Here is a 25,004-nt window from a genome sequence, read left to right as displayed (position 1 = left end):
CCGCCCGGCACCACACAACCGCCACAGGGTGTACTCCCTGTGGCGGTTTTTTCATGGACGGCGAAAGCCGCGGACCGGGGCCGACTCCGAACGCGGGGCTCAAGTGCTTGTAACGTTTTGTCGATAAGCTGGCATGCCCCTGCACGCGGCGGCGCGCCTGGGGGCAGTCTGGCTGCCGCGTCCCACGTATTCACCTTCGGAATCCTTTTTATATGTCCATCTCCCACGCACGTGTTGCGGTGCGCCTGGCCCTGGCCTTTGGCGTTGTGTGTCTTGTCATGTCGCTCTCGGCGGCCGTGGGCATCTGGCGGCTGGCGGGGCTGCAGGACATCGCCGACGACCTGGGCGGCGCATCGTCCGAACGTGCTCTGCTGGCGCGCGAGCTGCATGCCATCGTGGTGCTCAGCTCTGCCCGTGCCGAGACCCTGCTGGAGATCGACAACGCCGCGTATGCGGCGCGGATCGACGCTGACCGCAAGCTCACCTCGGCCCGCTCCGCCGAAGTGCGCAAGCGGCTGGACGAGTTGGCCGCGGACCCCGAGTCCCAGGCCCTGTTCGACGCCATCGACAAGGCGGGCAACGGTTTTCGCACCGTGCGCGACGACCTGGTCAAGCGCCGCAAGGATGGCGAGGCCCTGCCCCCCGACGCCATTGCCTCGCGCCTGCGCCCCGCGGCCGAAGCCTATGCAGCGGCGGTGAACAAGCTGGCGGAGTTCCAGCGCCAGCGCGTGGTCGAGGCCCGCGACGCTGCGGCCCGCAGCGAACGCCAGGGCATCACGCTGCTGGCCGCAGGCTCTGCCGTGGGATTGTTGTTGAGCCTGGCGTGCGCCTGGATGCTCTCGCGCTCCATCCTGCAGCCACTGGCGCATGCGTCCGAGGTCACGGACCGCATTGCCGAAGGCGACCTCACCTCGACCATTCCTGCTCCCGGCCTGGGCAACCGCGACGAGCTGCAGGCCCTGCTGGCGCGCCTGGGCGGCATGCAGGCCCGTCTGGCGGGGCTGGTGGTGGGCATGCGCCAGGCCAGCACCTCGGTGGCGGGCGCCAGCAGCGAGATCGCAGCGGGCAACAGCGACCTGTCGGCGCGCACCGAGCACACGGCCTCCAACCTTGAAGAAATTGCCGCCAGCATGGAGGAACTGCTGGCCACCGTGCGCCACAGCGCCGATGCCGCCGCGCAGGCCAGTGGCCTGGCCACGGGCGCGAGCGATGTGGCCCAGCGGGGCCGTGACGCGGTGGACCGTGTGGTGGGCACCATGGACGGCATCGCGCAATCCTCGCGCCGTATTGCCGACATCACCAGCGTGATCGACGGCATCGCCTTCCAGACCAACATCCTGGCGCTCAACGCGGCGGTGGAGGCCGCCCGCGCGGGCGAGCAGGGCCGGGGCTTTGCGGTTGTGGCGGGCGAGGTGCGCAGCCTGGCCCAGCGCTCGGCCACTGCGGCCAAGGAGATCGGGGGGCTGATCAGTGACAGCGTGCGCCAGGTGGACGAGGGCTCCAAGCTCGTGCACGCGGCGGGCAGCACCATGGGCGAGATCGTCGATTCGGTGCGCCAGGTGGCCACCATCATCGGCGAGATCAGCACCGCCGCGCGCGAGCAGACCACGGGCCTGAGCCAGGTGGGCGAGGCCGTCTCGCAGCTGGACCAGATGACGCAGCAGAACGCGGCGCTGGTGGAGGAATCGTCGGCCGCCGCGCAGGGCCTGCGCGCGCAGGCGCAGCAACTGGCCGAGCTGGTGGAGGCTTTCCGACTGCCGGCGGGCAACGCGCTGCGCTGATCAGTGCGGGCCCACGACAGCCAGGCTACTTCACTTCAACCCGCCAGCGGCGGCGCGGGGCGCGCAGCGCATGCCGCTTGCGGTACTCGGCCGGTGCCATCCCGGCGTAGCGGGCGAAGATGCGCCGAAAAGCCGCCGGGTCCGCATAGCCGCAGGCCACAGCGATGCTGGGCACGCTCTCGAGCGTCACCTCCAGCATCACCCGGGCGCGGGCGCAGCGCAGGCCGTGCAGGTAGTCCAGGGGTGACTGCGACAGCTCCTGCTGAAAGTGCCGCAGCAGCGTGCGCGTGCTCACCGACGCAGCCTCGGCCAGCCGGGCCAGGGAGTAGGGCTGGTCCAGGTGCGCTTCCATCCAGGCGATGGCGCGAGCCAGTGCACTGTCACGCGTGACAGGGAAATGCTGCGCCTTGGCCTGCAGCGCGGCGCGGGCGCGCTGGTGGTCTGGGGTCATCACGGTTTCGCACGCTGTCCCCAGCTCCGAGCCCAGTGCATGGCGTGCCAGGGCAATGGCCAGCAAGTTCACATTGCAGGGCAGCGCACAGCTGATCCAGGGGCCCTCCTCGTCCGAAATGTCCAATCCCTGGCTGTGGCCGATGTCCGGGAAGTCCCGCTCAAACCCCGCCATGTAGAACCAGGGCAGGCAGGCCTGGCGCCCATTCAGGCGTCCGCTGTGCGCCGCCAGCCAGGCGCCGTTTCCCACGGTGAGAAGTCTTTGCCCTGCGTCGAGGGCGATGCCCAGCTGGCGCGACAGCGCGCGGTGGCGGGCTGCCACCGCGCGGATCGCCGGAATGTCGGGCGCGTGGAACGAGGGTATGAGCACGGCATGGGCGGGGGTGGTGCCCATGGCCTGGTCATCGGGCGCGGTGTAGGCCGCCAGGGGGCCCGGCAGCGGCGCGAGGGCCCGGCCCTCGGCGTCCAGCAGGCGCCAGGCCAGGCGTGGAGCCTGCGCGCCCTGGCGCTGGCTGGCCAGCAGGTTGGCGGCGCGCAACAGATCGATGAACTGCAATGCACTGCCCACAGCCGATTCGGGCAACAGCGGGATGTCCACACGGAACACCGGAAGCTTCGAGGCGGCAGAAGGCAAGGAGAAGGTTGACGGTGGCATGGCGATATTGGCTCTGCGGATGGCCATTTTCGCTTGTCATGAAGCCTGGTGCGGCCTCTAGCATGAACGTGCATTTCGCTTCCCCACCCAGTCCCTCGTGGCTGTTTATTTCCTACGGATCTGCCCATGCAAAAACAATTTTCTGCCGTTTCGCTTGCTGTTGGCCTCTTTGCCAGCGGGTTGACTTTTGTCTCATCGGCCCATGCCCAGGCGCTGGATGCCGCCGGCCTGCAGGCCATCGACACGGCCGTGGCCAAGGTCGCCCCCAAGATGGTCAACTGGCGCCGCGACATCCATGCCCACCCCGAACTCTCGGGCCAGGAAGTGCGCACCGCCAAGCTCGTGGCCGAGCACCTGAAGAAGCTGGGCATGGAGGTGCAGACCAACGTGGGCGGCACCGGCGTCGTGGGCACCCTGCGCGGTGGCCTGCCGGGCAAGGTGGTGGCGCTGCGGGCCGACATGGACGCGCTGCCCGTGCCCGAGAACACGGGCCTGCCGTTCGCCTCGAAGGTGAAGGCCACCTATCTGGGCAAGGAAGTGCCAGTGATGCACGCCTGCGGGCACGATGCCCACGTGGCCATGCTCATGGGCGCGGCCGAAGCGCTGGCCGGCATGAAGGCCCAGTTGCCCGGCACCATCAAGTTCATCTTCCAGCCCGCCGAGGAAGGCGCACCTGTGGAGCCCGATGCCAATGGCAAGGTGCCCAGCTTCGGCGCCAAGGCCATGGTGGAAGAGGGCGCGTTGAAAGACGTTCAAGCCATCTACGGCCTGCACATCACTGCCAACCTGCCGTCCGGCGTGGTGGGCTACCGCAGCGGACCGCTCATGGCCGGCTCGGACAACATCAGCATCCAGGTGGAAGGCCGAGGCGGCCACGGTTCGTCGCCCTGGAACGCGGTGGACCCCATCGTGGCCGCCAGCCAGGTCGTGCTGGGCCTGCAGACGGTGGTGAGCCGCCAGCTCAACATCAGCCAGGAGCCCGCGGTCATCACCATCGGGCAGATCCAGGGTGGCACGCGTTACAACATCATCCCTGACAACGTCGAGATGCTGGGCACGCTGCGCACTTTCGACGAGGGCATGCGCCAGGAGGCGCTCAAGCGCATCACCACCACGGCCGAGCAGATCGCGGCGTCGAGCGGCGCCAAGGCCAAGGTGCGCTTCGGGCCCGTGGCCTACCCGGTGACCACCAACCCGGCGGAGCTCACGGCCGCATCGCTGCCGGCTCTCAAGCTCGCCTCTGGCGGCAAGGCGATGATCATCCCCAAGGTGAGCGGTTCGGAAGACTTCTCGGAGTTCCAGAAAGTGGCGCCCGGCTTCTTCTACTTCCTGGGCGCACCACCCAAGGGTGCGGACTTCGGCAAGGCGCCGTCCAACCACTCGCCGTTGTTCGACATCGATGAAGACCAGTTGCCGGTGGGGGCGCGCACGCTGGCTGCGCTGGCGGTGGATTTCCTGCAGCGCAAGTAGGGCGTGGGGGCTTGGCGCTGGTTGTGGTGTCACCTGCGCTGCCTGGCGCCCGCCCCTGCCTCGCTCCACTCCAGCCCGTTTGGGTTGAGCTTGTCGAAACCTGGGTGCTGCTCGCGGGCTCGCTGATTGGCGGTGTGCCTGGTTCAAGGGCGGAGGCCGGGAGTTCGCCCCGGCGGGCGAGGTACTTCTTCTTTGCTTCGCCAAAGAAAAGTACCCAAAAGAAAGGCGACCCCCAGTCTGCGACCCCTTCGCTGCGCTACGGGGCGACCTGCGTCGTGTCGGTTGCGGGGTGCGCCGCAGAACTCACTGCGCGCCTGCGGCGCTCCGTTCAGACAACTGCGCCGAGTCAGTTCACGAAGCATGCGCGCTCCGACGCGCATGCCACCCCGTAACCGCCCCGCCGCAGGCGCAGCCAGCAGGGGGTGGACAGCCGAACATCCAAACAGCCACACGGGCCATCGCGTTGCTCGGCCCCGCCCGCGCAGCGCGTGGCGCTTGCGCCCGCGAGATGGGGCCGAGCAACGCGATGGCCCGTGTGGCTGTTTGGCCCTCCATCCCTTCTGGATGCGCCTGGGGCGCGCAGGGGGCGGGGTGGGCGTGTGCCGAAGGACACACGCCTTCGTGCTCTGACTTGCCGCAGTTGTCTGAACGGAGCGCGCAGCGCGCAGTGAGTTCTGCGGCACACCCCGCGCCCGAGCACCCCAGGTTGCCCCGCAGCGCAGCGAAGGGGACGCAGACAGCAGGGTCGCCTTTTCTTTGGTGCCTTTCTTTTGGCGAAGCAAAAGAAAGACACTCGCCGCCGGGCGACTCCCGGCCTCCGCACTTGAACCAGGCATGCTGCCCCTCAGCGAGCCCGCGAGCGCGCCCAGGTTTCGACAAGCTCAACCCGAACGGGCGGGGGTGAGGCGCCCCGGTTTCGACAAGCTCAACCCGAACGGGCGGGGGTGAGGCGCCCCGGTTTCGACAAGCTCAACCCGAACGGGCGGGGTAAGGCGCCCCGGTTTCGACAGGCTCAACCTCACCCGTACGGGTAGAGACGACGCGCCAAAACTTCAAGCAGCACGCCGCGCCACGTTGCTCCCCATCAGCAGCCTGAATGGCATCAGCAGCGCCACCCCCAGCACCAGCTTCACACCCAGATCCCCCAGCGCCCAGGTCAACCACGGGTCGCTGCTGCCGGCAAACGCGATGCTCCAGAACACTGCCGTGTCCAGCACCGCGGCCAACAGCGTGGCCACCAGCGGCGCGCGCCACCAGGTGCCATGGCGCAGCCGGTCGAACACGGCGATGTCCAGCCATTGCGACAGCAAAAACGCCGTGCCGGACGCGATGGCAATGCGCGCAGGCGCGAGCACCAGCGAAGCAGCCACCGCTACCGCAAAGCCCACCCAGGCCACGCGGCGCGCGTGCTGCGGGCCGTGGGCGCGGTTGACCAGTTCACTCACCAGGAACGCGATCGGGTAGGTGATGGCGCCCCAGGTGAGCCAGTCGTTCAGCGGGAACTGCACCAGGATGTTGGAGGCCAGCACCACGGCGGCCATGGCCAAGGCAGAGGCCGCGAACTGCGTGCGGGTCGGACGTGTCAGCACACTTGCCACCATGCCTCCACTGCGTCAGGACGTGCCCAGCAGGGCGCGCGCAACGGCCTCGCCCACCTTGATCCCGTCCACACCGGCCGACAGGATGCCCCCTGCATAGCTGGCACCTTCGCCTGCGGGGTACAGGCCCGCCGTGTTCAGGCTCTGCAGGTTCTCGCCCCGCCCGATCTTGAGCGGCGACGACGTGCGCGTCTCCACGCCGGTCAGCACCGCGTCGTGCATGTCAAAGCCCTTGATCTTGCGGCCGAACACGGGCAGTGCCTCGCGCAGCGCGGCGATGGCGTAGCCGGGCAGGGCGGCGTGCAGGTCGCCCAGGGCCACGCCCGGCTTGTACGAGGGCTCCACATCGCCCAGGTGTTTCGATGGCGTGCCTTGAATGAAATCGCCCACCAGTTGCCCCGGCGCGCTGTAATCGCGCCCGCCGAGCACGAAGGCGTTGGACTCCAACTGGCGCTGCAGCACGATGCCCGCGAGCGGGTGAAAACGCCCTTGCGGCATTGCTTCGATGCCGTGGGTGCGGCCCAGGTGGGTGTCGAAGGCGGCGGCATCGGTGGGGTAGTCGCGCGGGTCGATCCCCACCACCATGCCGGCGTTGGCGTTGCGCTCGTTGCGGGAGTACTGGCTCATGCCGTTGGTGACCACGCGGTTGGGCTCGCTGGTGGCGGCCACCACGGTGCCGCCGGGGCACATGCAGAAGCTGTACACCGCGCGGCCGTTCTGCGCGTGGTGCACCAGCTTGTAGTCGGCTGCGCCCAGCAGCGGGTGCCCGGCGTGGCGGCCCCAGCGAGCGCGGTCGATGATGCCCTGCGGGTGCTCGATGCGAAAGCCGATGGAAAACGGCTTGGCCTCCATGGCGACGCCGCGGTCGTACAGCATGGCAAAGGTGTCGCGCGAGCTGTGGCCCAGGGCCATCACCACATGGTCGGCGCGCAGGTCGGTGGTCTCGCCCGTGGCCTGGTTCAGCACCTTCAGGCCGCGCAGGTGGCGGGCGTCGCCCGAGCCTTCGACGACCACGTCCGTCACGCGCTGCTCGAAGCGGATCTCGCCGCCCAGCGCAATGATCTGCTCGCGCAGGTTCTCCACCACTTTCACGAGCTTGAACGTGCCGATGTGCGGGTGGGCCACGTACAGGATCTCTTCGGGAGCACCTGCCTTGACGAACTCGTTCATCACCTTGCGGCCCAGGTGGCGCGGGTCCTTGATCTGGCTGTACAGCTTGCCGTCACTGAAGGTGCCGGCGCCGCCTTCGCCGAACTGCACGTTGCTCTCGGCGTGCAGTTCGCGCTTGCGCCACAGGCCCCAGGTGTCCTTGGTGCGCTCGCGCACCGGCTTGCCGCGCTCCAGCACGATGGGCTTGAAGCCCATCTGCGCCAGCACCAGCGCGGCGAAGATGCCGCAGGGTCCGAAGCCCACCACCACGGGGCGCAGGGGCAGGTCGGCAGGCGCCTGGCCGACGGGGTGCCAGGCCATGTCGGGCGTGGGCTGGATGTGGGGGTTGCTGTCGAACTGGGCCAGCAGCGCAGCTTCGTGTTCCGGCCGGGCGAGCGTGATGTCGACGATGTAGACCGCCAGCAGCTCGACCTTGCGCGCGTCGAAGCTGCGCTTGAAGACGTGCAGGTGGGTGATGTCGGCCGGGGCCAGGCCCAGGAGCTTGGCCGCGGCGGCGCGCAGCAGCGCATCGGGGTCTTCGGCCGCCGTGAAGGGCAGCCGGATTTCAGAAAGGCGGATCATGGTCTTGCGGGCCCGTGTCGATCGGGCGGGGTGCAAAGTCGTGGGGCCGTGATTTTACCGGGGTGAGGCCGGCTGCGGGGCCGCTGTGCTGCCTATGGCCCCGCAGGCCACCTGCTGGAGTGTGGTTTGCTATTGAAATAATAGCTAATGGCGCTTGTTGTGTAAGCGTCGCAGGCTATTTTTGATCTGAATCCGGCACATCTGCGCCGTCGTGGCGCCGCCAGCGCAGCTCGGCCACGCCGAAAGCCGCGGCCGCCAGCACCAGCGGCACGAAGTAGTACAGCGCCCGGTAGGCCAGCAGCGCGGCCAGCACCTTGTCCTGGCCCGGGGCACCTGCCGCGCCGCTGGCCAGCAGGGCGACGCCTACGGCCTCCAGCACGCCCAGGCCCGCCGGCACGCGCAGGATGAGCCCGGCCACCGCGCCCAATTGCACGGTGGCCAGCGCGGCGGGGTAGCTCACCTGGCCCTGCAGCACCGTCCACAGCGCCGCAGCCATTAGCATCCAGTTGGCGGCCGAGACGGCCACCTGCCACAGGGCCACGGGCCAACGCGGCAGCGGGAACTCGTGGCCCCGCAGGGTGAGCGCCTTGCCTGCACGCATCGCGCACAGCACCAGGTAGGCGGCCGGCAGGCAACCCACCAGCACACCCCCTGTCCGCAGTTGCCAGGGTTCCACCGCCCAGCCTGCCATCGCGGGCGGCTGCCACAGCCAGGGCAGCACGGCCGCCAGCAGCAGGTAGCCCACCCAGTTCGTGAGGATGCTGGTGCCCACCACCTGGCCGATGGTGCCGGGGTCCACGCCCCGGCGCTCGTACAGCCGGTAGCGCACGCCCACGCCGCCGATCAGCGAGCCCAGGTTCAGGGTGAAGGGGTAGCTGGTCATCGCAATGCCCAGCGTGGCAGGGCGCGAGAGGCGGTGGCCCGTGCAGTGGCGGCCGATCAGGTCGAACGTGCCGTAGGTGCCGTGGCTGGCCAGTGCCAGCGCGCCCGCGATGAGGAGCACGCCCGCCGGCAGGGCCTGCAGCGCCTGCCACACCGCCGGCCAGTCCACCGTGCGCGCCTGCCGCACGATGAGCCACGCGACGACCGCGAAGAAGGCCAGCGCCAGGCCGCGCGTGAGCCAGGGCCACCAGCGCCGCCGCGTGATGCTTCGCCAGCCCGAGGTTGCCGGGGCGGTGTCGGGCTGGCCGGCCAGGGCCGGGTGGTGTGGTGCGGTGGCGGCCATGGGCATCGTCGGTGGGTGGAAGTCCGGGCCGCCGCGCTCAGGCCGCCAGGCCCGCGTTGCGGCCCGATGCCTTGGCCGGTGCGTCCGATGCGCTCGGCGTTTGCGTCGCAGGCGTGCGCACCATGGTGATGGTGGGCTCATGACGCGGCAGCCAGCCTGCCCAGGTGGGGAACCAGCGCATCAGGTGGAAGACGAAGTAGCTGCGCAGCAAGCGCAGGCCGTCGAAGCGCCCGGGCGGCGTGGCCTTGATTTGCTTGCAGCTGTTGTCCATCAGGTGCGCCAGGCGGCCGTGCAGATGGTCGTTGAAGGCGCGGTCGCGAATGATCACATTGGCCTCGAGATTGAGCGACAGGCTCAGCGGGTCGAGGTTGCTCGACCCCACGGTCGACCATTCGTCATCCACCAGCGCCACCTTGCCGTGCAGCGGCCGGTCGCAGTATTCATAGATGCGCACGCCGGCGCGTATCAGGTGGTCGTACAGCATGCTGGCCGCCGTGCGCACGATGGCCATGTCGGGCTGGCCCTGCAGGATGAGCCGCACGTCCACGCCGCGCTTGGCGGCACGCCGCATCTCGCGGATGAAGCGGTACCCCGGGAAGAAGTACGCGTTGGCAATCACCACGCGGTGGCGGGCCGAACGCAGCGCCACGCGGTAGTGCCGCTCGATGTCGTTGGTGTGCTGGTGGTTGTCGCGCGTGACGAAGATCGCGTCGGCCGTGCCGGCGCGGGGCGACTCTGGATCGGTGGCACCGGCAGGGGGCTGCTGGGGCCGGCCCCGGGTACGGCCCAGCACCGCCTCGCGCGCAAAGCGGTGCATCTGCGCGACGATGGGACCGCGTGCGGCGACGGAATAATCCTGCTTGGCCTCGGGCCCGAAGTCGGCCACGTGGTCGGCCGAGTAGTTGATGCCCCCGATGAAGCCCAGCTCTCCATCCACCACCACGATCTTGCGGTGCATGCGGCGCAGCAGATTCAGCCGCTGGCCCAGGAAGCGCCGGCCCGGGTCGAAGATGCGAAAGCGCACGCCCGCGTTCACCAACTGGCCGACAAAGGTGTCCGAAAGGTCGGGCGAGCCGAAGCCGTCCACCAGCACATGCACTTCCACCCCGCGTTCGGCAGCGGCCAGCAATGCGCCGTGCAGCTCCTGGCCGATCTTGTCCTCGAACAGGATGAAGGTCTCCAGCACCACTTCGCGCTGCGCGCCACGGATGGCGTCGAACACGCGGGGAAAGAACTCCTCGCCGTTCTCCAGCAGTTCGAAGTGGTTGCCGGACACCCAGCGGGACGAACGCGGTGGGCGGAAGGTGGGGCGTCGCAGGCTCATAGGTAGATCTCCGCGGCCAGTGGGGCGTGGTCAGAGAGTTTGTCCCACGGTTTCTTGGGCAAGGTCAGGGGCGAATGCACCGATGCATTGCGCACGTAGATGCGGTCCAGCGCCAGCAGGGGCATCGATGCTGGAAATGTCCGCACCGCGCGCCCGAAGGCCTGCACGAACACCTCCTGCAGGCCCGCACCCCGGTGCAGGATGGCGTGGGCACGGTGCCGCCAGTCATTGAAGTCGCCGGCCAGCACCACGGGCTCGTCCTTCGGAAAGGACTCGATCAGCTCGCACACCCGCTGCAACTGGCGTTGGCGGTGCGACTCCTGCAGGCCCAGGTGCACGCAGATCGCATGCACCGGCAGATGGTGCCCTGGCGGCTGCAGGATGCAATGCAGCATGCCGCGCCGCTCGGGTCCGGCGATGGAGATGTCGTGGTTCTCGTAGTGGACGATGGGGAACTTGGACAGCAGCGCGTTGCCGTGGTCGCCGTTGTCGTACACCGCGTTGCGGCCATAGGCGTACTGCGACCAGATCGTGTCCGCCAGGAACTCGTAGTGCGGCACCTGCGGAAAGTTCGACAGCCGGCTCGCATGCTTGTGGTGCGTGCCCAGCACTTCCTGCAGGAACACCAGGTCGGCCTCCACGTCCCGCACCGCCTCGCGCAGCTCGTGCAGGATGAACCGGCGGTTGAACGTGGTGAAACCCTTGTGCACGTTCACGGTCAGGACCTTGAACGCAATGGGCTTGGAATCGGTGTTGGCCATGGGCAGACAGACAAATCGTTGTGTGTGGCACCCCGGTGCGCGTCCCATGCAGGGCGGCCCGAAAGGTACAAACGATTGTTGTGTCCGCGCCGCGCTGCCCCTGTAGGACGGCTGGCCGTTGGTATGTGCTGTGCTGCCCGAAAAGGCTTGCGGGGACCGCGTCGGCGCCCGCGCTGTATGTGGTGGGAAGCGCCCCCCAATGACCCGCCCGAACGCCCGGACCGCCGTGGATCGCGGCGCCGCAGGAGGGCGCGTTCAATCATTCACTACCGTTCGGGCTGAGCCTGTCGACGCCTTGCGCGGCGCTTCGACAGGCTCAGCGTGAACGGTTTTTTTGTTTTCGAAAGCGACGGGTATCAGGGGGCCTACACCGGCAGGAAGCCTTCCACCGACAGATAACGCTCGCCCGTGTCGTAGTTGAAACCCAGCACCTTCGCGCCTGCGGGCAGCTCGGGCAGCTTCTGCGCAATGGCAGCCAGCGTGGCCCCCGACGAAATGCCCACCAGCATGCCCTCTTCGCGCGCGCTGCGGCGGGCGTATTCACGCGCCGGCTCGGCATCGACCTGGATCACGCCGTCGAGCAGGCTGGTGTCCAGGTTCTTGGGGATGAAGCCCGCGCCGATGCCCTGGATGGGGTGGGGTGCCGGCTGGCCGCCCGAGATCACGGGCGAGGCCGTGGGCTCCACCGCAAATACCTTGAGATTCGGAAATTTCGCCTTGAGCACCTTGGCCACGCCGGTGATGTGGCCGCCTGTGCCTACGCCGGTGATCAGCACGTCGATGCCCTCGGGGAAGTCAGCCAGGATCTCCTGCGCCGTGGTGCGCACATGCACGTCGATGTTGGCCGGGTTCTCGAATTGCTGCGGAATCCACGCGCCAGGCGTCTGCGCCTGCAGCTCCTGCGCGCGGGCGATCGCGCCCTTCATGCCCTTTTCGCGCGGCGTCAGGTCGAACTGTGCGCCGTAGGCCAGCATCAGGCGGCGCCGCTCGATGCTCATGCTGTCGGGCATCACGAGGATGAGCTTGTAGCCCTTCACGGCCGCCACCAGCGCCAGGCCGATGCCGGTGTTGCCGGAGGTCGGCTCGATGATCGTGCCACCGGGCTGGAGCGCGCCGGACTTCTCGGCGTCTTCCACCATGGCCAGCGCGATGCGGTCCTTGATGGAGCCGCCCGGGTTGCTGCGCTCGGACTTCACCCACACGTTGGCCGTGGGGCCAAAAATGCGGTGGATGCGCACGTGGGGCGTGTTGCCGATGGTTTGCAGAATGTTGTCAGCTTTCATGGCGTCTCCTGTGAAGGTCAATCAATGGAAAGGGGAACTGGCATGCCGATACCGCCCGCCGCAGGGCCCGGTCCACCCCGCCCGTTCGGGCTGAGCCTGTCGAAGCCTGGGCGTGACGCAGGGCCCGGCACTTCGCAAGACTGGCGCGACGGGGCCTGCTGTTCGCGGCATTGCGGCGTCACGCGCATTCTGAACCAGTTCAGCGACGGCTCCGGTGATATGGATATAGCCCGGGCGTCCCATCGCCGCCTGCTAGCGCAGCGGGCTGATCTCCACCTGCATCGCGCGCTCCACGGGTGTGATCTCCACCCGCACCGGCAGGCCCAGCTCGATCGTCTGCGCATTCGTGGCCGTGTGCTGCGTCACCTCGGTGCAGGTATAGCGCGCGGCCCGCCCGCTGCGCCACACGGCCAGCGCCAGCGGCAGCATCCACTGGTCGGCCAGGTGCGGGCCTAAAGCGCCCGCGCTGCGCTGGAATGTGCGCACCTCGTCCGCCAGCCGCTTGGCCACCTGCTCGGCCGACAGGCTGCGCTCGCCCAGCTGGCAGAACACCTCGGTCAAGTGCTCGTGCTCCAGCGTGGCGATGAGCGCGTTGCCCGGCCCTTCGTTCTGCCGTGTGGGCGGGTTGCGCAGCTGCCCCGCCTCGAACGTCCAGCCCGTGCGCTGGCCCAGGGCCTCCAGCTCGCGGTGCGCGATGTTGCGCGCCAGGCCCGGCACCAGCGCCTCACCGTAGGCATTGAGCAGCGCCCCGCGCTCCATCACATCCACCGGTGTCAGTGGCTGCACTGAAGGCGTGATGTTCGCCACCAGCTCGCCGCCCCCGGCGGGGTAGAAACCGCGGCGCTGCAGTTGCAGGTCCAGTCCCAAGCCCAGCCGCCGAACCAGCGGCGCAAACGACCGTTCCAGAAAGTCGAAAGGCGGCGCCATCGGGTTGTGCGTGCCGCCCGACAGCTGCACACGGCTTTCGCTGCCGGCCAGCATCAGCGCGGGCAGCACAGTCTGCAGCACCAGCAGGCAGCTGCCCGCCGTCGCGATCTGAAAGCGGTAGTCGCCCGAGCGCACCGCGCCGGGCGCGAAAAGCAGCGTTTGCGAACCCAGCTCTGCGCCGTCCGCCTGCCCGCCGCACACGGCCACTGCGGCCTGCACGCAGGCCAGGTGCTGGCGCATCAACCCAGGCTTGGGCCGCCCCGCGCGGATGCGCGTGATGTGCAGCGGCCGGCCGGTGACCATGGACAGCGCCAGGCCGGTGCGCAGGATCTGGCCACCGCCCTCGCCGGTGGAGCCGTCGAGGGCGAGTGGCAGAGTGATCACGTCCGACATGTCGACGCCTCCTCACAGGCTCGGGCGTCATACCGCAGCACGGTGTCATGCAGCAGTGCATCCAGCGCGGCATGCCCCGGCACGGGCAGTGGCTGCACAAGCTCGGCCGCGTTACGTGCCAGTTCGGCTTCGATGAACGCGTGAATGCCGGGCCAGCGCGGGCTGGTGGCGGACTCGCCGGCGCGCATCTTCACCTCCAGCAGGGCGTTGATCTCCGCGACCAGCGCAGCGTCGGCCACCGGGTCCAGCGTGTGCTGCGCCAGCTCGGCAAAACGCATGGGCGGCACACCAGGCAGGGCGCGTATCCAGCGCGCAGCCAGCAGCGGGCGCAGCACGTACAGGTACTTCTTGTAGCGCACCTCGTCGGCCTGCAGGTGCTCGCGGAAGTTCTTCTTGGCCATCGACGCGTAGTGGTGCCAGCCCTTGGCGTTGGAGAACACCTGCCCGGCCAGCGCGCGGAACTGCGCCATGGTGTCCGCTTCTTCGCGGTAGACGATGGGCGAGCGCAGCCACTCCAGCAGCGTGGGGTTGGACTCGCGCATCAGGCCCAATGCCTTGCGCAGGTCCCAGCCGTTGATGTCCAGGTCGCCGCTGATGGGCACTTCGATCACATCGCGCCCGGGCGCCACGGTCAGGTACCAGGGCAGGCGGTTGACGTAGATGAAGCGCACGTCGTAGTCGCTGTCGGGCGATGCAAAACCCCAGCCGCGGCTGCCGGATTCGCAGGCGAAGAGGATGGTCACGTCGTGCGTGGATTCGATGCGCTGCAGCTCCCGCATGACTTGCGCGCGCATGTGCGGCTCCACCGGGTGGGCGGAACGGAGCATTTCTGGTTGTTGTTCTTGTTTTTGCATAAGAAATGGGCTTGAGCGCTTATTTAGCAAGCGCCACCAGCTATCAAAAATGTAGTTCTCCAAATATCCGTTCGGGCTGAGCCTGTCGAAGCCTCTCGCGGCGCTTCGACAGGCTCAGCGTGAACGGTTGTTGGTGGATCGGCGATAAATTCCTCAACGGTGTCCAGCCCTTGCATTGCGTGCAGCTGAGCAGAGCCTCACCCCTTCACGCACACCACCTGCTTTAGCGTGTACACCACCTCCACCAGGTCTTCTTGCGCCGCCATTACCGCGTCGATGTTCTTGTACGCCATCGGGATCTCGTCGATCACGTCGGCGTCCTTGCGGCATTCCACGCCCTCGGTGGCCTTGATCTGGTCTTCGACGGTGAACATCTTCTTGGCCTTGGTGCGGCTCATGGTGCGGCCCGCGCCGTGGCTGCAGCTGTTGAAGCTCTCGGGGTTGCCTTTTCCGCGCACGATGAAGCTCTTGGCGCCCATGCTCCCCGGGATGATCCCCAGCTTGCCTTGCTCGGCACTCACCGCGCCCTTGCGGGTCACGAACACGTCCTGCCCGAAGTGGGTTTCGCGCTGCACGTAGTTGTGGTGGCAGTTCACGGCTTCCACATGCGTCTCGAACGGCTTGGTGATCACTTTGCGCAGCGCGGCGATCACGCGGCCCATCATCACCTCGCGGTTGGCTGCGGCGAATTTCTGCGCCCACCCCACGGCCTTCACGTAGTCGCCAAAGTACTGCGCGCCTTCCTCGAAGTACGCCAGGTCCTTGTCGGGCAGGTTGCGCTGGTTCATCTCGGCGTCCTTCTTGGCCAGCTCGATGAAGTGGGTGCCGATGGCGTTCCCCACCCCACGCGATCCCGAGTGCAGCATCACCCACACGGACTGGTGTTCGTCCAGGCAGATCTCGATGAAGTGGTTACCCGTTCCGAGCGTTCCCAGGTGCTTGTAGTTGTTGGTCTTCTCGATGCGCGGGTGCGCCTCGCAGATTTCCTTGAACTCGTCGACCAGCGCCGACCAGGCGCGGTCGGTTTCGGCAGGCGGGGTATCCCAGCTTCCTTTATCGCGGCCGAAGTGCTTGGGCGTCATCCCTACCGGCACGGCGCGCTCGATGGCGGCACGCACGCCGGACAGGTTGTCGGGCAGGTCGCTGGCGGTCAGCGTGGTCTTGCACGCCATCATTCCGCAACCCAGGTCCACGCCCACGGCGGCGGGGATGATGGCTTTGAGCGTCGGCACGACCGAGCCGATGGTGGCACCGATCCCCAGGTGCACGTCGGGCATCACCGCCACGTGCTTGAACACGATGGGCAGGCGGGCAATGTTGCGCAGCTGGTTCTTGGCGTCTTCTTCCACGGGCACGCCGTTCGTCCACATCTTCACGGGCACGCCGTTGGGTACTTCGAGTTGTTCGTAGTTGCTCATTTCGTTCTTTCGTCTTTGTCGTTCATTGAACCATTCCGCGTGCTGCGGCCTGGGCGTAGTTCTTCAGTTCGTCGTCGTTCTTCACCTGGCGGATGAATGCATCCATGTGCGCCTGCAGTTCCTTGGGCCGCTTCAGGCGCACGCCTTCGTGGCCGATTCCGTGCAACGCCGATTCCTGGGCGGCCCGGTACGGCATGGCCAGCATCTCGCAGAACACCTTCCACATCGCGTCGCGCCATTCGGGGATGTCCTTGGCGTTCCAGAACGTGGGCCACACGTCAAACCACATGTAGCTCACGAAGTACAGGCGATCGTTTCTGCTTCCGATCGGGCTCGGCCCGGTGTCAAGGCGCGGCCCCAGGCAGTCGCTCCACAAGGTGGGCAGGGCCCGCATCATGCGCATCGCGTCGGCCAGGGGCACGGATGGGTCGTTCACCATGAGGGGGATGTCGCCCGCGTTGTTGCTCATCACATGGTTCAGGCCCATTCCCACTTGCTCGTCGCTGTAGGGTGCGAGGTCGACGCCCGCGTTGGCGAACAGCACGGTCTGGATGTGGGTCCATTGCAGCGGCGTGGCGTCGAACTCCGGCTCGTCGGCCAACCAGTACCACTCCTGCCCGCTCTTGTCGGGCACGGGGCGATCGAACAGGTAGCGCAAGGCCGCGCTGTAGACCGCCGGGTCCAGGCCAACAGATGCGCACGTGGCGGGCCCGTGGGCGCGCTGCAGGCGTTTTTCTCTTGCTGTCAGTTTCTTGTTCTTCATGGCAGTTCTCTGTCTCTTCTTCTACTTGCTCATTGGTGGACGCGACGGGATTGCTCGGGCTGCGCCCTGGGCCGTCGGCCCGTGGCTGTGCCACGTCCAGCGCCGCTTCGCAGCGCTGAGCGAACCCGCATCTTTGCCGCGACCACGGTTCTTTAGTCCAGTGGCCCAGTGAACGGTTGGAAACGCGCGCCAGTGGCAGACCCGTCATCTGCAGCCAATCCTGCATCCTCAACCTTGCCCGTTCACCGACTCTCCCGCTGCACTCGGTGTTACCCGACCTGCCGGCAATAACAACATTTTTGGCAGTGGCGCTCCCTTCTGTGCCAGCGCGCCCGTATCCTTTTCATTCCCTGCTCAACGCATCTTCACGAGGCCGTTCAGCACCTGGTCCAGGCCGCCGAAGACGGAGATCTTGTCGATGCGCTCGGCCACGCGTTCCAGCGTCTCCAGCTCCTTCATGCGCAGGGCGACGGGGTTGTCCTCCATCACCTTGGCGGTGTTGAGCAGCGACCGCGTGGCGGCGGTTTCCTCGCGGCGGCGGATCACGTTGGCCTGGGCCTGCTTTTCCGCCTGCACCACCTGGGTCAGGATGGTCTTCATGTCGCCGGGCAGCACGATGTCCTTCACGCCCACGCTTTCCAGCTGCATGCCGTAGGGCTGCAGCTTGGCCGCCATGTGCGCGGTCACCACCTCGTCGATCACGGTCTTGTTCTCCAGCAGTTCGTCGAGCGTGCGGGTACCCACGGCGGCGCGCAGCGCAAACTGCAGTTCGCGGTACAGGTAGTCAGCAGGCTTTTGCAGCTGGGCAAAGGCGCGCAGCACATCGGTCACGCGGTAGGTGGCGCACAGGTTCAGGCGCAGGCTCACCTTGTCGCGGGTCATGATGTCCTGGCCCGATACCTCGACGGCTTGCAGGCGCAGGTCCACCAGTTCCACGGCGATGGTGCGGCCGTACTTCCAGAACGCGTAGGCACCGGCGGTCAGCAGGCGTTCGACCTTGCCGTCCACCGTCAGCAGCGCGCACTGGCCTTCGGGCACCTGCACCTGCAGCACACCGTTCATGCCCGTCACCGCACGCTGGCGCAGCTGGGTCTGGGTCAGGCGGGCCACCAGTTCGGCGGGCAGTTCGGCACCGTTGTGCAGGTTCACCACTTGCACCGTGACGTCCACCAGGCCCTTCCAGTACAGGCGGCGCGTGCCGGGCGGCAGGACTTCGACCAGCACGCCGTTCTCGCTGCGCAGGCCCACTTCGCGCTCGGACAAATTCACCTGCACGAACTCGGCGGCCACCACGGCGGGCTGCTGTGCCATCAGGTACTCGGCCAGGCCGTGCGTGAAGGCGGGTTGCTCCAGGGCGAAGGTCTCCACGCGCAGCGTGTCCAGGCCGGCGAACAGCCAGTGCGTGCCGCTTTGCAGCACGCGGTCGAAATCGCCGTTGCGCAGCAGCAGGGCGCGTTCGTTCTTCTTGACGGTGATGCGTTGGATCTTGTTGTTCAGCATTTTTCTTCTCCTTGTTGTGTTGCGGGCAGGCCGGGCTCTCCGGCGTCGCCTTGCGTTGTCTTCGTCTCTTCGTTTCTTCTTTGCGTCATCGGGTTGCCGTTACAGCGGCGGCGGGGCTCCAGGGGGCGCAGCCGCGGGCCCTGCAGTGCGCCTGATGGCCGGCCCCGAAAGGTCGGCAGCCAGGCTGGCTGCGGGCGCGGGCTGCGCCGGGTGCTGGCGCAAACCGCCGCCGGCTGACGGGGCGGGCCTTGCGGTGGTGCTTCGCACCGCCCTGGGGCCACTCCCCGCGTTCGGCGGGTGGTCTTTCGACCGGTACTTCCAATCAAGGTCTTGCGACCGTGGGCAGGAATCGAACCTGCGACAACTCCTTGCGGAGGGCTCTACCTACTGAGCTACCAGTGGTGGCATACCTGGAGTCGAACCAGGCACATTCCTTTCGGAGTGGCTACCGCAGCCATGCCGTCTCCAGTGGTCACGGTGTGCGGCATGCAGGGAATCGACAGGGCCCGAAGGCTCCGGATTCCCTGCACCGGCGGGGCGGACGCTGGTCCCAACCCCGGCCTGTGAGCGGTCACCGCTTGCACTGGATGCCTCTTCTATTGCCAGATGCGTGCCAGGCGAATTCTGGTGTGACTGGCGTTTTATAAGTAATTGATTTGAAAGGAGTTTTTGTCTATCTAAGTCAGGCGCAGCTTTTTCTGATTTCTATTTGACTAGAATGTCAGCTAAATAAATAGCAAAAGTGAATGCGCAAAAACAAGGTTGTCATCGGCTTCCTGGGCACGCAGCTCGACTCCGGCAAGGGTGCAGGCCGCTGGGAGAAGTGGCGTCCCACCGTCTCGCTGGTGCAGCACGAAGACGTGGTGATCGAGCGGCTGGAGCTGCTCTACACGCCGCCCCACCGAGAGCTTGCGCATGTGGTGCGCACCGACATACAGACGGCCTCTCCCGAGACGGCGGTGTCGCTGGTGCCACTTCAGATCGCCGACCCCTGGGACTTCGGCGAGGTCTACGCCACGCTCTTCGACTGGACCCAGGGCTACCGCTTCGACACCGAGCGGGAGGAGTACTGGACCCATATCACCACCGGCACGCACGTCGCGCAGATCTGCCTGTTCCTGCTGGTGGAATCGCGCCGCATACCCGGCGTGCTGGCGCAGACATCGCCCCCGAAGCGCCAGCAGATGGGCAACCCGGGCAGCTATGCGCTGATAGACCTGGACCTGTCGCGCTACGACGTGATCGCGCAGCGCTTCGGCGCCGAGCAGCGCGACGCGCTGGACTTCCTCAAGAGCGGCATCGCCACGCGCAACGCCCGCTTCAACGCGTTGATCGAGGAGGTGGAACGAGTCGCGGTGCGATCGCGCGCGCCCATTCTGTTCACCGGGCCCACGGGCGCGGGCAAGTCGCACCTGGCGCGGCGCATGTTCGAGCTCAAGAAGGCGCGCCACCAGGTCGAGGGCGACTTCGTCGAGGTGAATTGCGCCACGCTGCACGGCGACGGCGCGGCGTCCACGCTGTTCGGCCACAAGAAAGGCGCCTTCACCGGCGCGGCGGCCGACCGCGCGGGCCTGCTGCGCACGGCGCACAAAGGGGTTTTGTTCCTCGACGAGATTGGCGAGCTGGGCCTGGACGAGCAGGCCATGCTGCTCAAGGCGGTGGAGGAAAAGCGCTTCTACCCCATGGGCAGCGACCGCGAGGTGGCGAGCGACTTCGAACTCATTGCCGGCACCAACCGCGACCTGCGCACCGAGGTGGCCGCCGGGCGCTTTCGCGAAGACCTTTACGCCCGCATCAACCTCTGGAGCTACCAGCTGCCGGGCCTGGCCGAGCGGCCCGAAGACATCGAACCCAACCTGGACCACCTGCTTTCGCGCACCGGTGGCGAGCTGGGCCGCACGGTGCGTTTGTCGGCCGAGGCGCGCACCGCCTACCTGCGCTTTGCGCAGTCGCCCGACGCACTGTGGAGCGGCAACTTCCGCGACCTGTCGGCCAGCGCCACGCGCCTGGCCACCCTGGCCGACAGCGGCCGCATCGGCCTGCCCTTGGTCGAGGCCGAAATCGCCCGCCTGCGCTGGCTTTGGCAGGCCGCGAGCGATGCGCGCCATGGCCTTGCTCCTGCCGCTGGAACGGTGGGGCGCGCCGATCTGGCAGCCTTGCTGGGTGATGAGACGGTGGAGTCCATGGACCTTTTCGACCAGCTGCAACTGGCGGCCGTGCTGCAGGTCTGCCGCCAGTCGCGCGCTTTGTCGGATGCAGGGCGCCTGCTGTTCCAGGCCTCGCGCACGCAGCGCACCGTGGTCAACGATGCAGACCGGCTGCGCAAGTACCTGGCCAGGTTTGGGCTGGACTGGGGCCGCGCAAGCGCCCACCGCTGAAACGCCCGATCGCGTCAGCCGGGTGCTGCACACCAATGAGATAATTCCGCCCGTGAAGCACGCCAGACCGCCGCTGGTGCAATCTGGGAAACCAGGCACTGGAGGAACGTCCGGACTGCACAGGACAGCGTAGCAGCTAACGGCTGCCCACCGTGAGGTGAGGATCAGAGCAACAGAGACGAGTCGGAGCAGGCACAAGCCACCGAAGGTGTTCTATCGGTCACCCGCGCAAGCGGGTACGGCTGGCGCGAGCCAGACGGTTTGCGGCGAAAGCCGCAAAGACCATAGCCACCCGAAGCGGGCGGCGCCCGCTTCGGGTGAAACGGGCAATCTCTACGCGCAGCAATACCAAGTAGGCCAGCGTTGATGTGGTTCCGCAGAGCTGGCGGGTAGGTAGCACCGAGCCGTGGTGGCGACACCCGGCCCAGATTAATGGCGGTCACACTGCGGGCAACCGTGGTGCACAGAATCCGGCTTATCGGCGTGCTTCACATTTTTTGATTTCCCAGGCATCTGCGGCTTGCAGGTCCGCGCGGCCGAGGGCCCGGGGGGCGTGATCTCGCAGCGCAAGTCCAATGCCACCGCCTGCTCCGTCGCACCATCCCATGCGACATGGCCAAGCCCCGTGCATGCCCAGCGGCCGTCTTCAGTCCTTGCCGCAATGCGGTGCGTGCCCCTGCTCCAGTTCGGTGGCCCGGCGCACGGTGTCCGGGTGGCTGCTGAGCAGCGACCACACGGGGTGGGCCTCCAGCTCTGCACGGGTCTTGCCCTTGGAGCCTGGCGCGGGGGCGCTGGCAGGTGCTGCGGCATCTGTCCCCTGGCCTGCAGCGGGCGTGGAGCTGTCTTTTTCCTTGTCCTTTTGCTTCTGGGCCTTTTCTTTTTTTTCTTCTTCCTCTTCGTCGTGCGCGATGGCCAGGAGCAGCTTGCCCATGGGGGCCGTCGGCAGCGCGGTGTGGCGCATGAGGGCGATGGCGTAGCAGTCGGCTTCACGCTCGTGGCTGCGGCTGTAGGCCAGGCCGGTGAGCACCGACGCGCCGGTGGACACAATGCCCGACACGTCGCCCAACGCCAGGCCCATCCCCATGTTGAGCACGCCTTGCTCCACCACCATGCGGGTGGTGTGGCGGTGCACCACGTGGCCGACCTCGTGCGCCAGCACGCCCACCAGGGCGTCGTCGGGCAGGCCTTTGTCGGCAGCGGCCTTGACGATGCCGTCGGTCATCACGATCTTGCCGCCGGGCAGCGCAAACGCATTGGCTCCCATGCCATAGCGGAACTCCAGCGACAGCGGCGGGCGGTAGTCCGGATAACGGTGCAAGGTCTGGGGCGTTTGCCGGACCAGCGTGTCGAAGCGGGCCTTGAGCTGATCCTGCCGCTCCTTGGGCAGCTTGCTGGGCTTCAGGGTGCCGTCGTCCATCTGCTTGAGCACGTTCTCGGCCACGCTGGTTTCCCAGCCGATGGGCACGAAGCGGGTGAGCTGCGTGGCGGCCCAGGGCGTGCCGTAGCGGTAGAACAGCGTGAGGCCGATGACGGCAGCAGCCGTCACGCCCAGCAGCACGGGCCAGCGCGTCTGCATGCGCTGGGCGATGCCGGGGCGATCGCCCGCAGCGGCCAGCGCGGCGCGCCATTCGGCCACGGCGTCGATCTCGACACTGCCGTGGTCGCGCAGGTCCACGACCACGCGGGGCGGGGGCTTGCGCTCGTTCCAGGCCTCGGGCCAACCCACGTCCTTCCAGGCAAACACCACAGGCTCGGCGCCTGGCTGAGAGAGCGGGTGCAGCACCAGTGACGGACCTCGCGGCGTCGGCCGCAGGCTCACCATCACGGGCCGGGCCTTGCTGCTCAGGCCGTCGAACCAGCGGCCAGGAATCGGCGATGCAGCGCGTAGGGGGTCGTTCATCTCAGTTGTCCGTCACGTGGTGGGGCCGTTGAAACTGGCGCAATCTGGACGAGCAGCCGCTGCGCGAGGGCCGCCCCGCCGCGCTGGCGGCGTCCCCCTTCCCGAATGGCGCAGCCATGCGAGAGAAGGGGGAAGGCGCGTAGCGCCTCAGTACCTTATCCGATAAGGTCCAGGCCGGCCGCATCGGCCAGCGCGTCGCCCAGGCCGCCCTGCTGCTGGCGCACCATGGCGCCGGCCACCTGCTCCACGCCGCCCTTGACGTGCAGCGTGACGGATTCGAGCTTCATGCGGTATTCGCTCACGCGGGCGAACGGCCGGTACAGGCCCAGCGTGAACAGGGTCAGCAGCATGTTCTTGATGCGCAGGCCCACGTAGCGGCCGCTCTTCAAGTGGCATTTGAAGCGTGCCACATGGCTCACGCCGGTGTTGTTCCACAGCAGCTGGAACATGCGGGCCTCGCGGTAGGCCCGGGCCGGGGCCGAGGCGAGGAACAGCAGCAGCATGCCCCCGATGATGGCCACGGCGATCACGACGAACATCCAGAAGCCCAGCTTGTCTGTGGTGGCTGCCAGCAGCGCGATCGAGCTGCCCGCGAGCACGCCGATCAGCGCGGCAATGAGCACGACGCACAGGATGAACACGGCCACCGTGGCGAGCCAGACCTTCACGAAGTCCATGTACACAGGCTTCCAGCGGCCACGCTCGGCGCCAACCTGCGCGTGCAGTACCAGCAGGCTCTTGTAGTTGTATTCCAGGCGGATGAAGCACAGCACCGTGAGCACCAGGCCCAATGCCAGCAGGCCGCCCATGGCGGGGGTGAAGCTCGGAAGGGCTCGCTTGGCGCCTTCCTCGGCCTCTTCGACAGCCTCCATGGCCTGGGCGAGCTCGGGTGACAGCATCTGCAGGCCAAAGAACACGCCGAACCACACCAGCGCCAGCGCGAACATGGGCCAACTGGCGACGTAGACCTCTTTCCAGGTGGCGGTGAACTGCAGGCGCAGGCCGCGCCAGCGCGTGGCTCCCAGACGAAAGCGCATTGCGCTGCCCCAGATCAGCGGGGAGAGCACCGCACCGGTCAGCAGCAGGACTGCGACTGCGGTGTCCTGCCCGGTGTTGGCGGCGATGTTGTAGGCAATGGTGATCAAGGTCAGCAGGATGAATCCCATCACCATCTTGCGCTGCTGCGCGGTGAATTCGAGCGGGCTGCCCGCCACCAGCGTGTGGCTGTAGAAGTACTGCGCGGTGCGCCGCCGGGCCCAGGGCGTGTAGATGCCCAGCGTGACGATGGACAGCAGCACATTGACGATCCACACCCTGAAATACTCGCCGCCGCTGCCGGTGAATTCGAGTGGATGCGCATCGATGTTCTGCGGCATGAAGGTCGACATCGGTCCTGCCGAGCCGCCGGTGTTGTTTTCGTTCATGAACTCACTCCCTCCTGAGTGGCAGGCAGTGTAGCAGCGACGCGTGGCAACGAAATCCAAGTAAAAATGGCCTCTACCGCTTGATAGTCAAGCGCTAATAGCTACATTTTTAATAGCATTGGTCGCCCGCTACACGCCGTTCGCAAAGGGCGCGCCCCGGCCAGCGCACCCGTGGATCTGGCTGTGCCAGGCCACCGGGTGCGTTCCCCTTGGGGGGAAGCGGCGCAGCCGCTCACGGGGGCATCAGTCCTTCCCGTGGAACTGGCTTTGCCACGCCGCCGGGTGCGTCCGCCCCAGGGGATGGTGCCGAAGGCGACTCAGGAGGCGTCAGAACCTCTCCCAGGGCTGGAGATACCGCCACTGCCCCTCGGGCACCTTGGCGAGCGGCACGCGGCCTATGCGGATGCGCTTGACCGCCACCACCGACAGACCCACGGCCTCGCACATCGCCGGGATCTGCCCGGGCCGTATGCCCTTGAGCGCGAATCGCAGCCTGGTCTCGCTCTGCCAGCTCACCTTGATGGGCGGCAGCGGGCGGCCGTTGAATGAAAGGCCATGGCACAGGCGCTGCAGGCCATTCGGGGCAATCTCGCCCCGGACTTCGACGATGCACTCCTGCTCCAGCACTTCGATGTCTTCGGCCAGCTTTCGAGCGATGCGCTTGTCCTGCGTGTAGACCACGAGCCCGCTGGCTTCGGTGGGCAAGGGCGTGAAGCATTCCAGTTGCCGGAAGTGGCGCTGCAGCACTCGGATGCCCGAGGCGTCTTCCGGCAGGTGCGACGCGGCGCCCAGCAGCGTGGTGGCCGATGCGGCGCCCTGGCTGCGGCTTCCCTGGGATGTGCCCCCACCCTGTGCAGGGTGGCCAAGGCCCGCTTCAAACCCCGCAGGCTTGTGCAGCAACAGGGTGACCGGCGTCAGCTCCAGCAGGCTGGCATCAGGCGCCACCGCCACGGCCTGGTCGGTGCGCACCCGGGCGCCGGGCGCTTCGACAGTCTGGCCGTCCACGCTCACGAAGCCGCCTTCGATGAACTGCTCGGCGGTGCTGCGCGAGCACTTCAGCTGGTCGGCCACGCGTTTGGCGAGGCGGATGTGGGTAGGGTCGGGGTTTTGTTGGGTCATGGAGGGCTAGATCGGTTCGTGGAGCGCGCTGCTCGGAGCATTGGGCGGCA

The 25,004-nt window shown here is 67.3% G+C and carries 18 protein-coding genes and 1 other RNA gene; 4 read left to right on the top strand and 15 right to left on the bottom strand.

The features are described from left to right. The first annotated feature begins 212 nt into the window (after positions 1-212). Entirely contained in the window at positions 213-1,781 is a 1,569-nt protein-coding gene (locus KW835_RS03660) for a methyl-accepting chemotaxis protein (protein WP_218380900.1), read from the top strand. Positions 1,782-1,806: 25 nt separating this feature from the next. Here the strand turns inward: KW835_RS03660 and KW835_RS03655 are convergent, their stop codons facing one another. After that, a complete protein-coding gene (locus KW835_RS03655) occupies positions 1,807-2,886 on the bottom strand; it encodes a GlxA family transcriptional regulator (RefSeq protein ID WP_255593215.1) in 1,080 nt (359 codons plus the stop codon). Positions 2,887-3,012: 126 nt separating this feature from the next. Between KW835_RS03655 and KW835_RS03650 the strand changes: the two genes are divergently transcribed. Further along, positions 3,013-4,356, top strand: coding sequence for an amidohydrolase (locus KW835_RS03650; protein ID WP_218380898.1), 1,344 nt, complete (start codon positions 3,013-3,015; stop codon positions 4,354-4,356). A 1,052-nt stretch (positions 4,357-5,408) separates the two neighbouring features. On the opposite strand, the gene KW835_RS03645 is transcribed toward KW835_RS03650, so the two are convergent. The 11 genes from KW835_RS03645 to KW835_RS03595 form a co-directional block, all read right to left on the bottom strand. Further along, positions 5,409-5,957 carry a VUT family protein gene (locus KW835_RS03645; RefSeq protein WP_218380897.1) on the bottom strand — a complete coding sequence of 183 codons (549 nt, stop codon included), beginning with the start codon at positions 5,955-5,957 and terminating at the stop codon, positions 5,409-5,411. Positions 5,958-5,969: 12 nt separating this feature from the next. Continuing rightward, entirely contained in the window at positions 5,970-7,685 is a 1,716-nt protein-coding gene (locus tag KW835_RS03640; RefSeq protein ID WP_218380896.1) for an NAD(P)/FAD-dependent oxidoreductase, read from the bottom strand. A 175-nt stretch (positions 7,686-7,860) separates the two neighbouring features. Next, a complete protein-coding gene (locus KW835_RS03635) occupies positions 7,861-8,910 on the bottom strand; it encodes a lysylphosphatidylglycerol synthase domain-containing protein (RefSeq protein ID WP_255593214.1) in 1,050 nt (349 codons plus the stop codon). A 37-nt stretch (positions 8,911-8,947) separates the two neighbouring features. Next, a complete protein-coding gene (clsB, locus tag KW835_RS03630; protein WP_218380894.1) occupies positions 8,948-10,234 on the bottom strand; it encodes a cardiolipin synthase ClsB in 1,287 nt (428 codons plus the stop codon). Further along, on the bottom strand, positions 10,231-10,995 hold the full coding sequence (locus KW835_RS03625) for an endonuclease/exonuclease/phosphatase family protein (protein ID WP_218380893.1): 765 nt from the start codon (positions 10,993-10,995) through the stop codon (positions 10,231-10,233). The genes clsB and KW835_RS03625 overlap by 4 nt, the downstream gene beginning before the upstream one ends. 365 nt (positions 10,996-11,360) lie before the next feature. Further along, positions 11,361-12,278: a cysteine synthase A gene (gene cysK, locus KW835_RS03620; RefSeq protein ID WP_218380892.1), complete on the bottom strand. Its 918-nt coding sequence runs from the start codon at positions 12,276-12,278 to the stop codon at positions 11,361-11,363. Between the two features lie 252 nt (positions 12,279-12,530). Next, the gene (gene rtcA / locus KW835_RS03615) at positions 12,531-13,598 is read right to left on the bottom strand and encodes an RNA 3'-terminal phosphate cyclase (RefSeq protein WP_218380891.1); all 1,068 of its coding nucleotides are present in this window, start codon (positions 13,596-13,598) and stop codon (positions 12,531-12,533) included. Continuing rightward, positions 13,586-14,425 (bottom strand): nucleotidyltransferase domain-containing protein, encoded by an 840-nt coding sequence (locus KW835_RS03610; RefSeq protein ID WP_370633569.1) that lies wholly within the window; start codon positions 14,423-14,425, stop codon positions 13,586-13,588. The genes rtcA and KW835_RS03610 overlap by 13 nt, the downstream gene beginning before the upstream one ends. Positions 14,426-14,649: 224 nt before the next feature. Beyond that, the gene (locus tag KW835_RS03605) at positions 14,650-15,870 is read right to left on the bottom strand and encodes an RtcB family protein (protein ID WP_218380889.1); all 1,221 of its coding nucleotides are present in this window, start codon (positions 15,868-15,870) and stop codon (positions 14,650-14,652) included. Between the two features lie 22 nt (positions 15,871-15,892). Then, the gene (locus tag KW835_RS03600; protein ID WP_218380888.1) at positions 15,893-16,633 is read right to left on the bottom strand and encodes a hypothetical protein; all 741 of its coding nucleotides are present in this window, start codon (positions 16,631-16,633) and stop codon (positions 15,893-15,895) included. 354 nt (positions 16,634-16,987) lie between these two features. Further along, positions 16,988-18,133 carry a slipin family protein gene (locus KW835_RS03595; protein WP_218380887.1) on the bottom strand — a complete coding sequence of 382 codons (1,146 nt, stop codon included), beginning with the start codon at positions 18,131-18,133 and terminating at the stop codon, positions 16,988-16,990. Between the two features lie 746 nt (positions 18,134-18,879). Here KW835_RS03595 and rtcR point away from each other — a divergent pair. Both rtcR and rnpB read left to right on the top strand, forming a co-directional pair. After that, positions 18,880-20,511, top strand: coding sequence for an RNA repair transcriptional activator RtcR (rtcR, locus tag KW835_RS03590; protein WP_218380886.1), 1,632 nt, complete (start codon positions 18,880-18,882; stop codon positions 20,509-20,511). A gap of 54 nt (positions 20,512-20,565) precedes the next feature. Further along, positions 20,566-21,005, top strand: an RNA gene (rnpB, locus tag KW835_RS03585) — RNase P RNA component class A. Between the two features lie 152 nt (positions 21,006-21,157). On the opposite strand, the gene KW835_RS03580 is transcribed toward rnpB, so the two are convergent. The 3 genes from KW835_RS03580 to KW835_RS03570 all read right to left on the bottom strand — a co-directional run bounded on the left by KW835_RS03580 (position 21,158) and on the right by KW835_RS03570 (position 24,954). Continuing rightward, a complete protein-coding gene (locus KW835_RS03580) occupies positions 21,158-22,411 on the bottom strand; it encodes a M48 family metallopeptidase (RefSeq protein WP_218380885.1) in 1,254 nt (417 codons plus the stop codon). Positions 22,412-22,566: 155 nt separating this feature from the next. Beyond that, positions 22,567-23,835, bottom strand: a complete 1,269-nt coding sequence (locus KW835_RS03575; RefSeq protein WP_218380884.1) for a YjgN family protein — start codon at positions 23,833-23,835, stop codon at positions 22,567-22,569. A gap of 327 nt (positions 23,836-24,162) precedes the next feature. Next, a complete protein-coding gene (locus KW835_RS03570) occupies positions 24,163-24,954 on the bottom strand; it encodes an rRNA pseudouridine synthase (protein ID WP_218380883.1) in 792 nt (263 codons plus the stop codon). Positions 24,955-25,004 lie beyond the last annotated feature (50 nt).

It is taken from the genome of Acidovorax sp. sic0104, assembly GCF_019219095.1.
Classification (GTDB): Bacteria; Pseudomonadota; Gammaproteobacteria; order Burkholderiales; family Burkholderiaceae_C; genus Acidovorax.
Note: the sequence above shows the minus strand (reverse complement) of the source record. Positions and strands in the feature narration are given on the sequence as shown.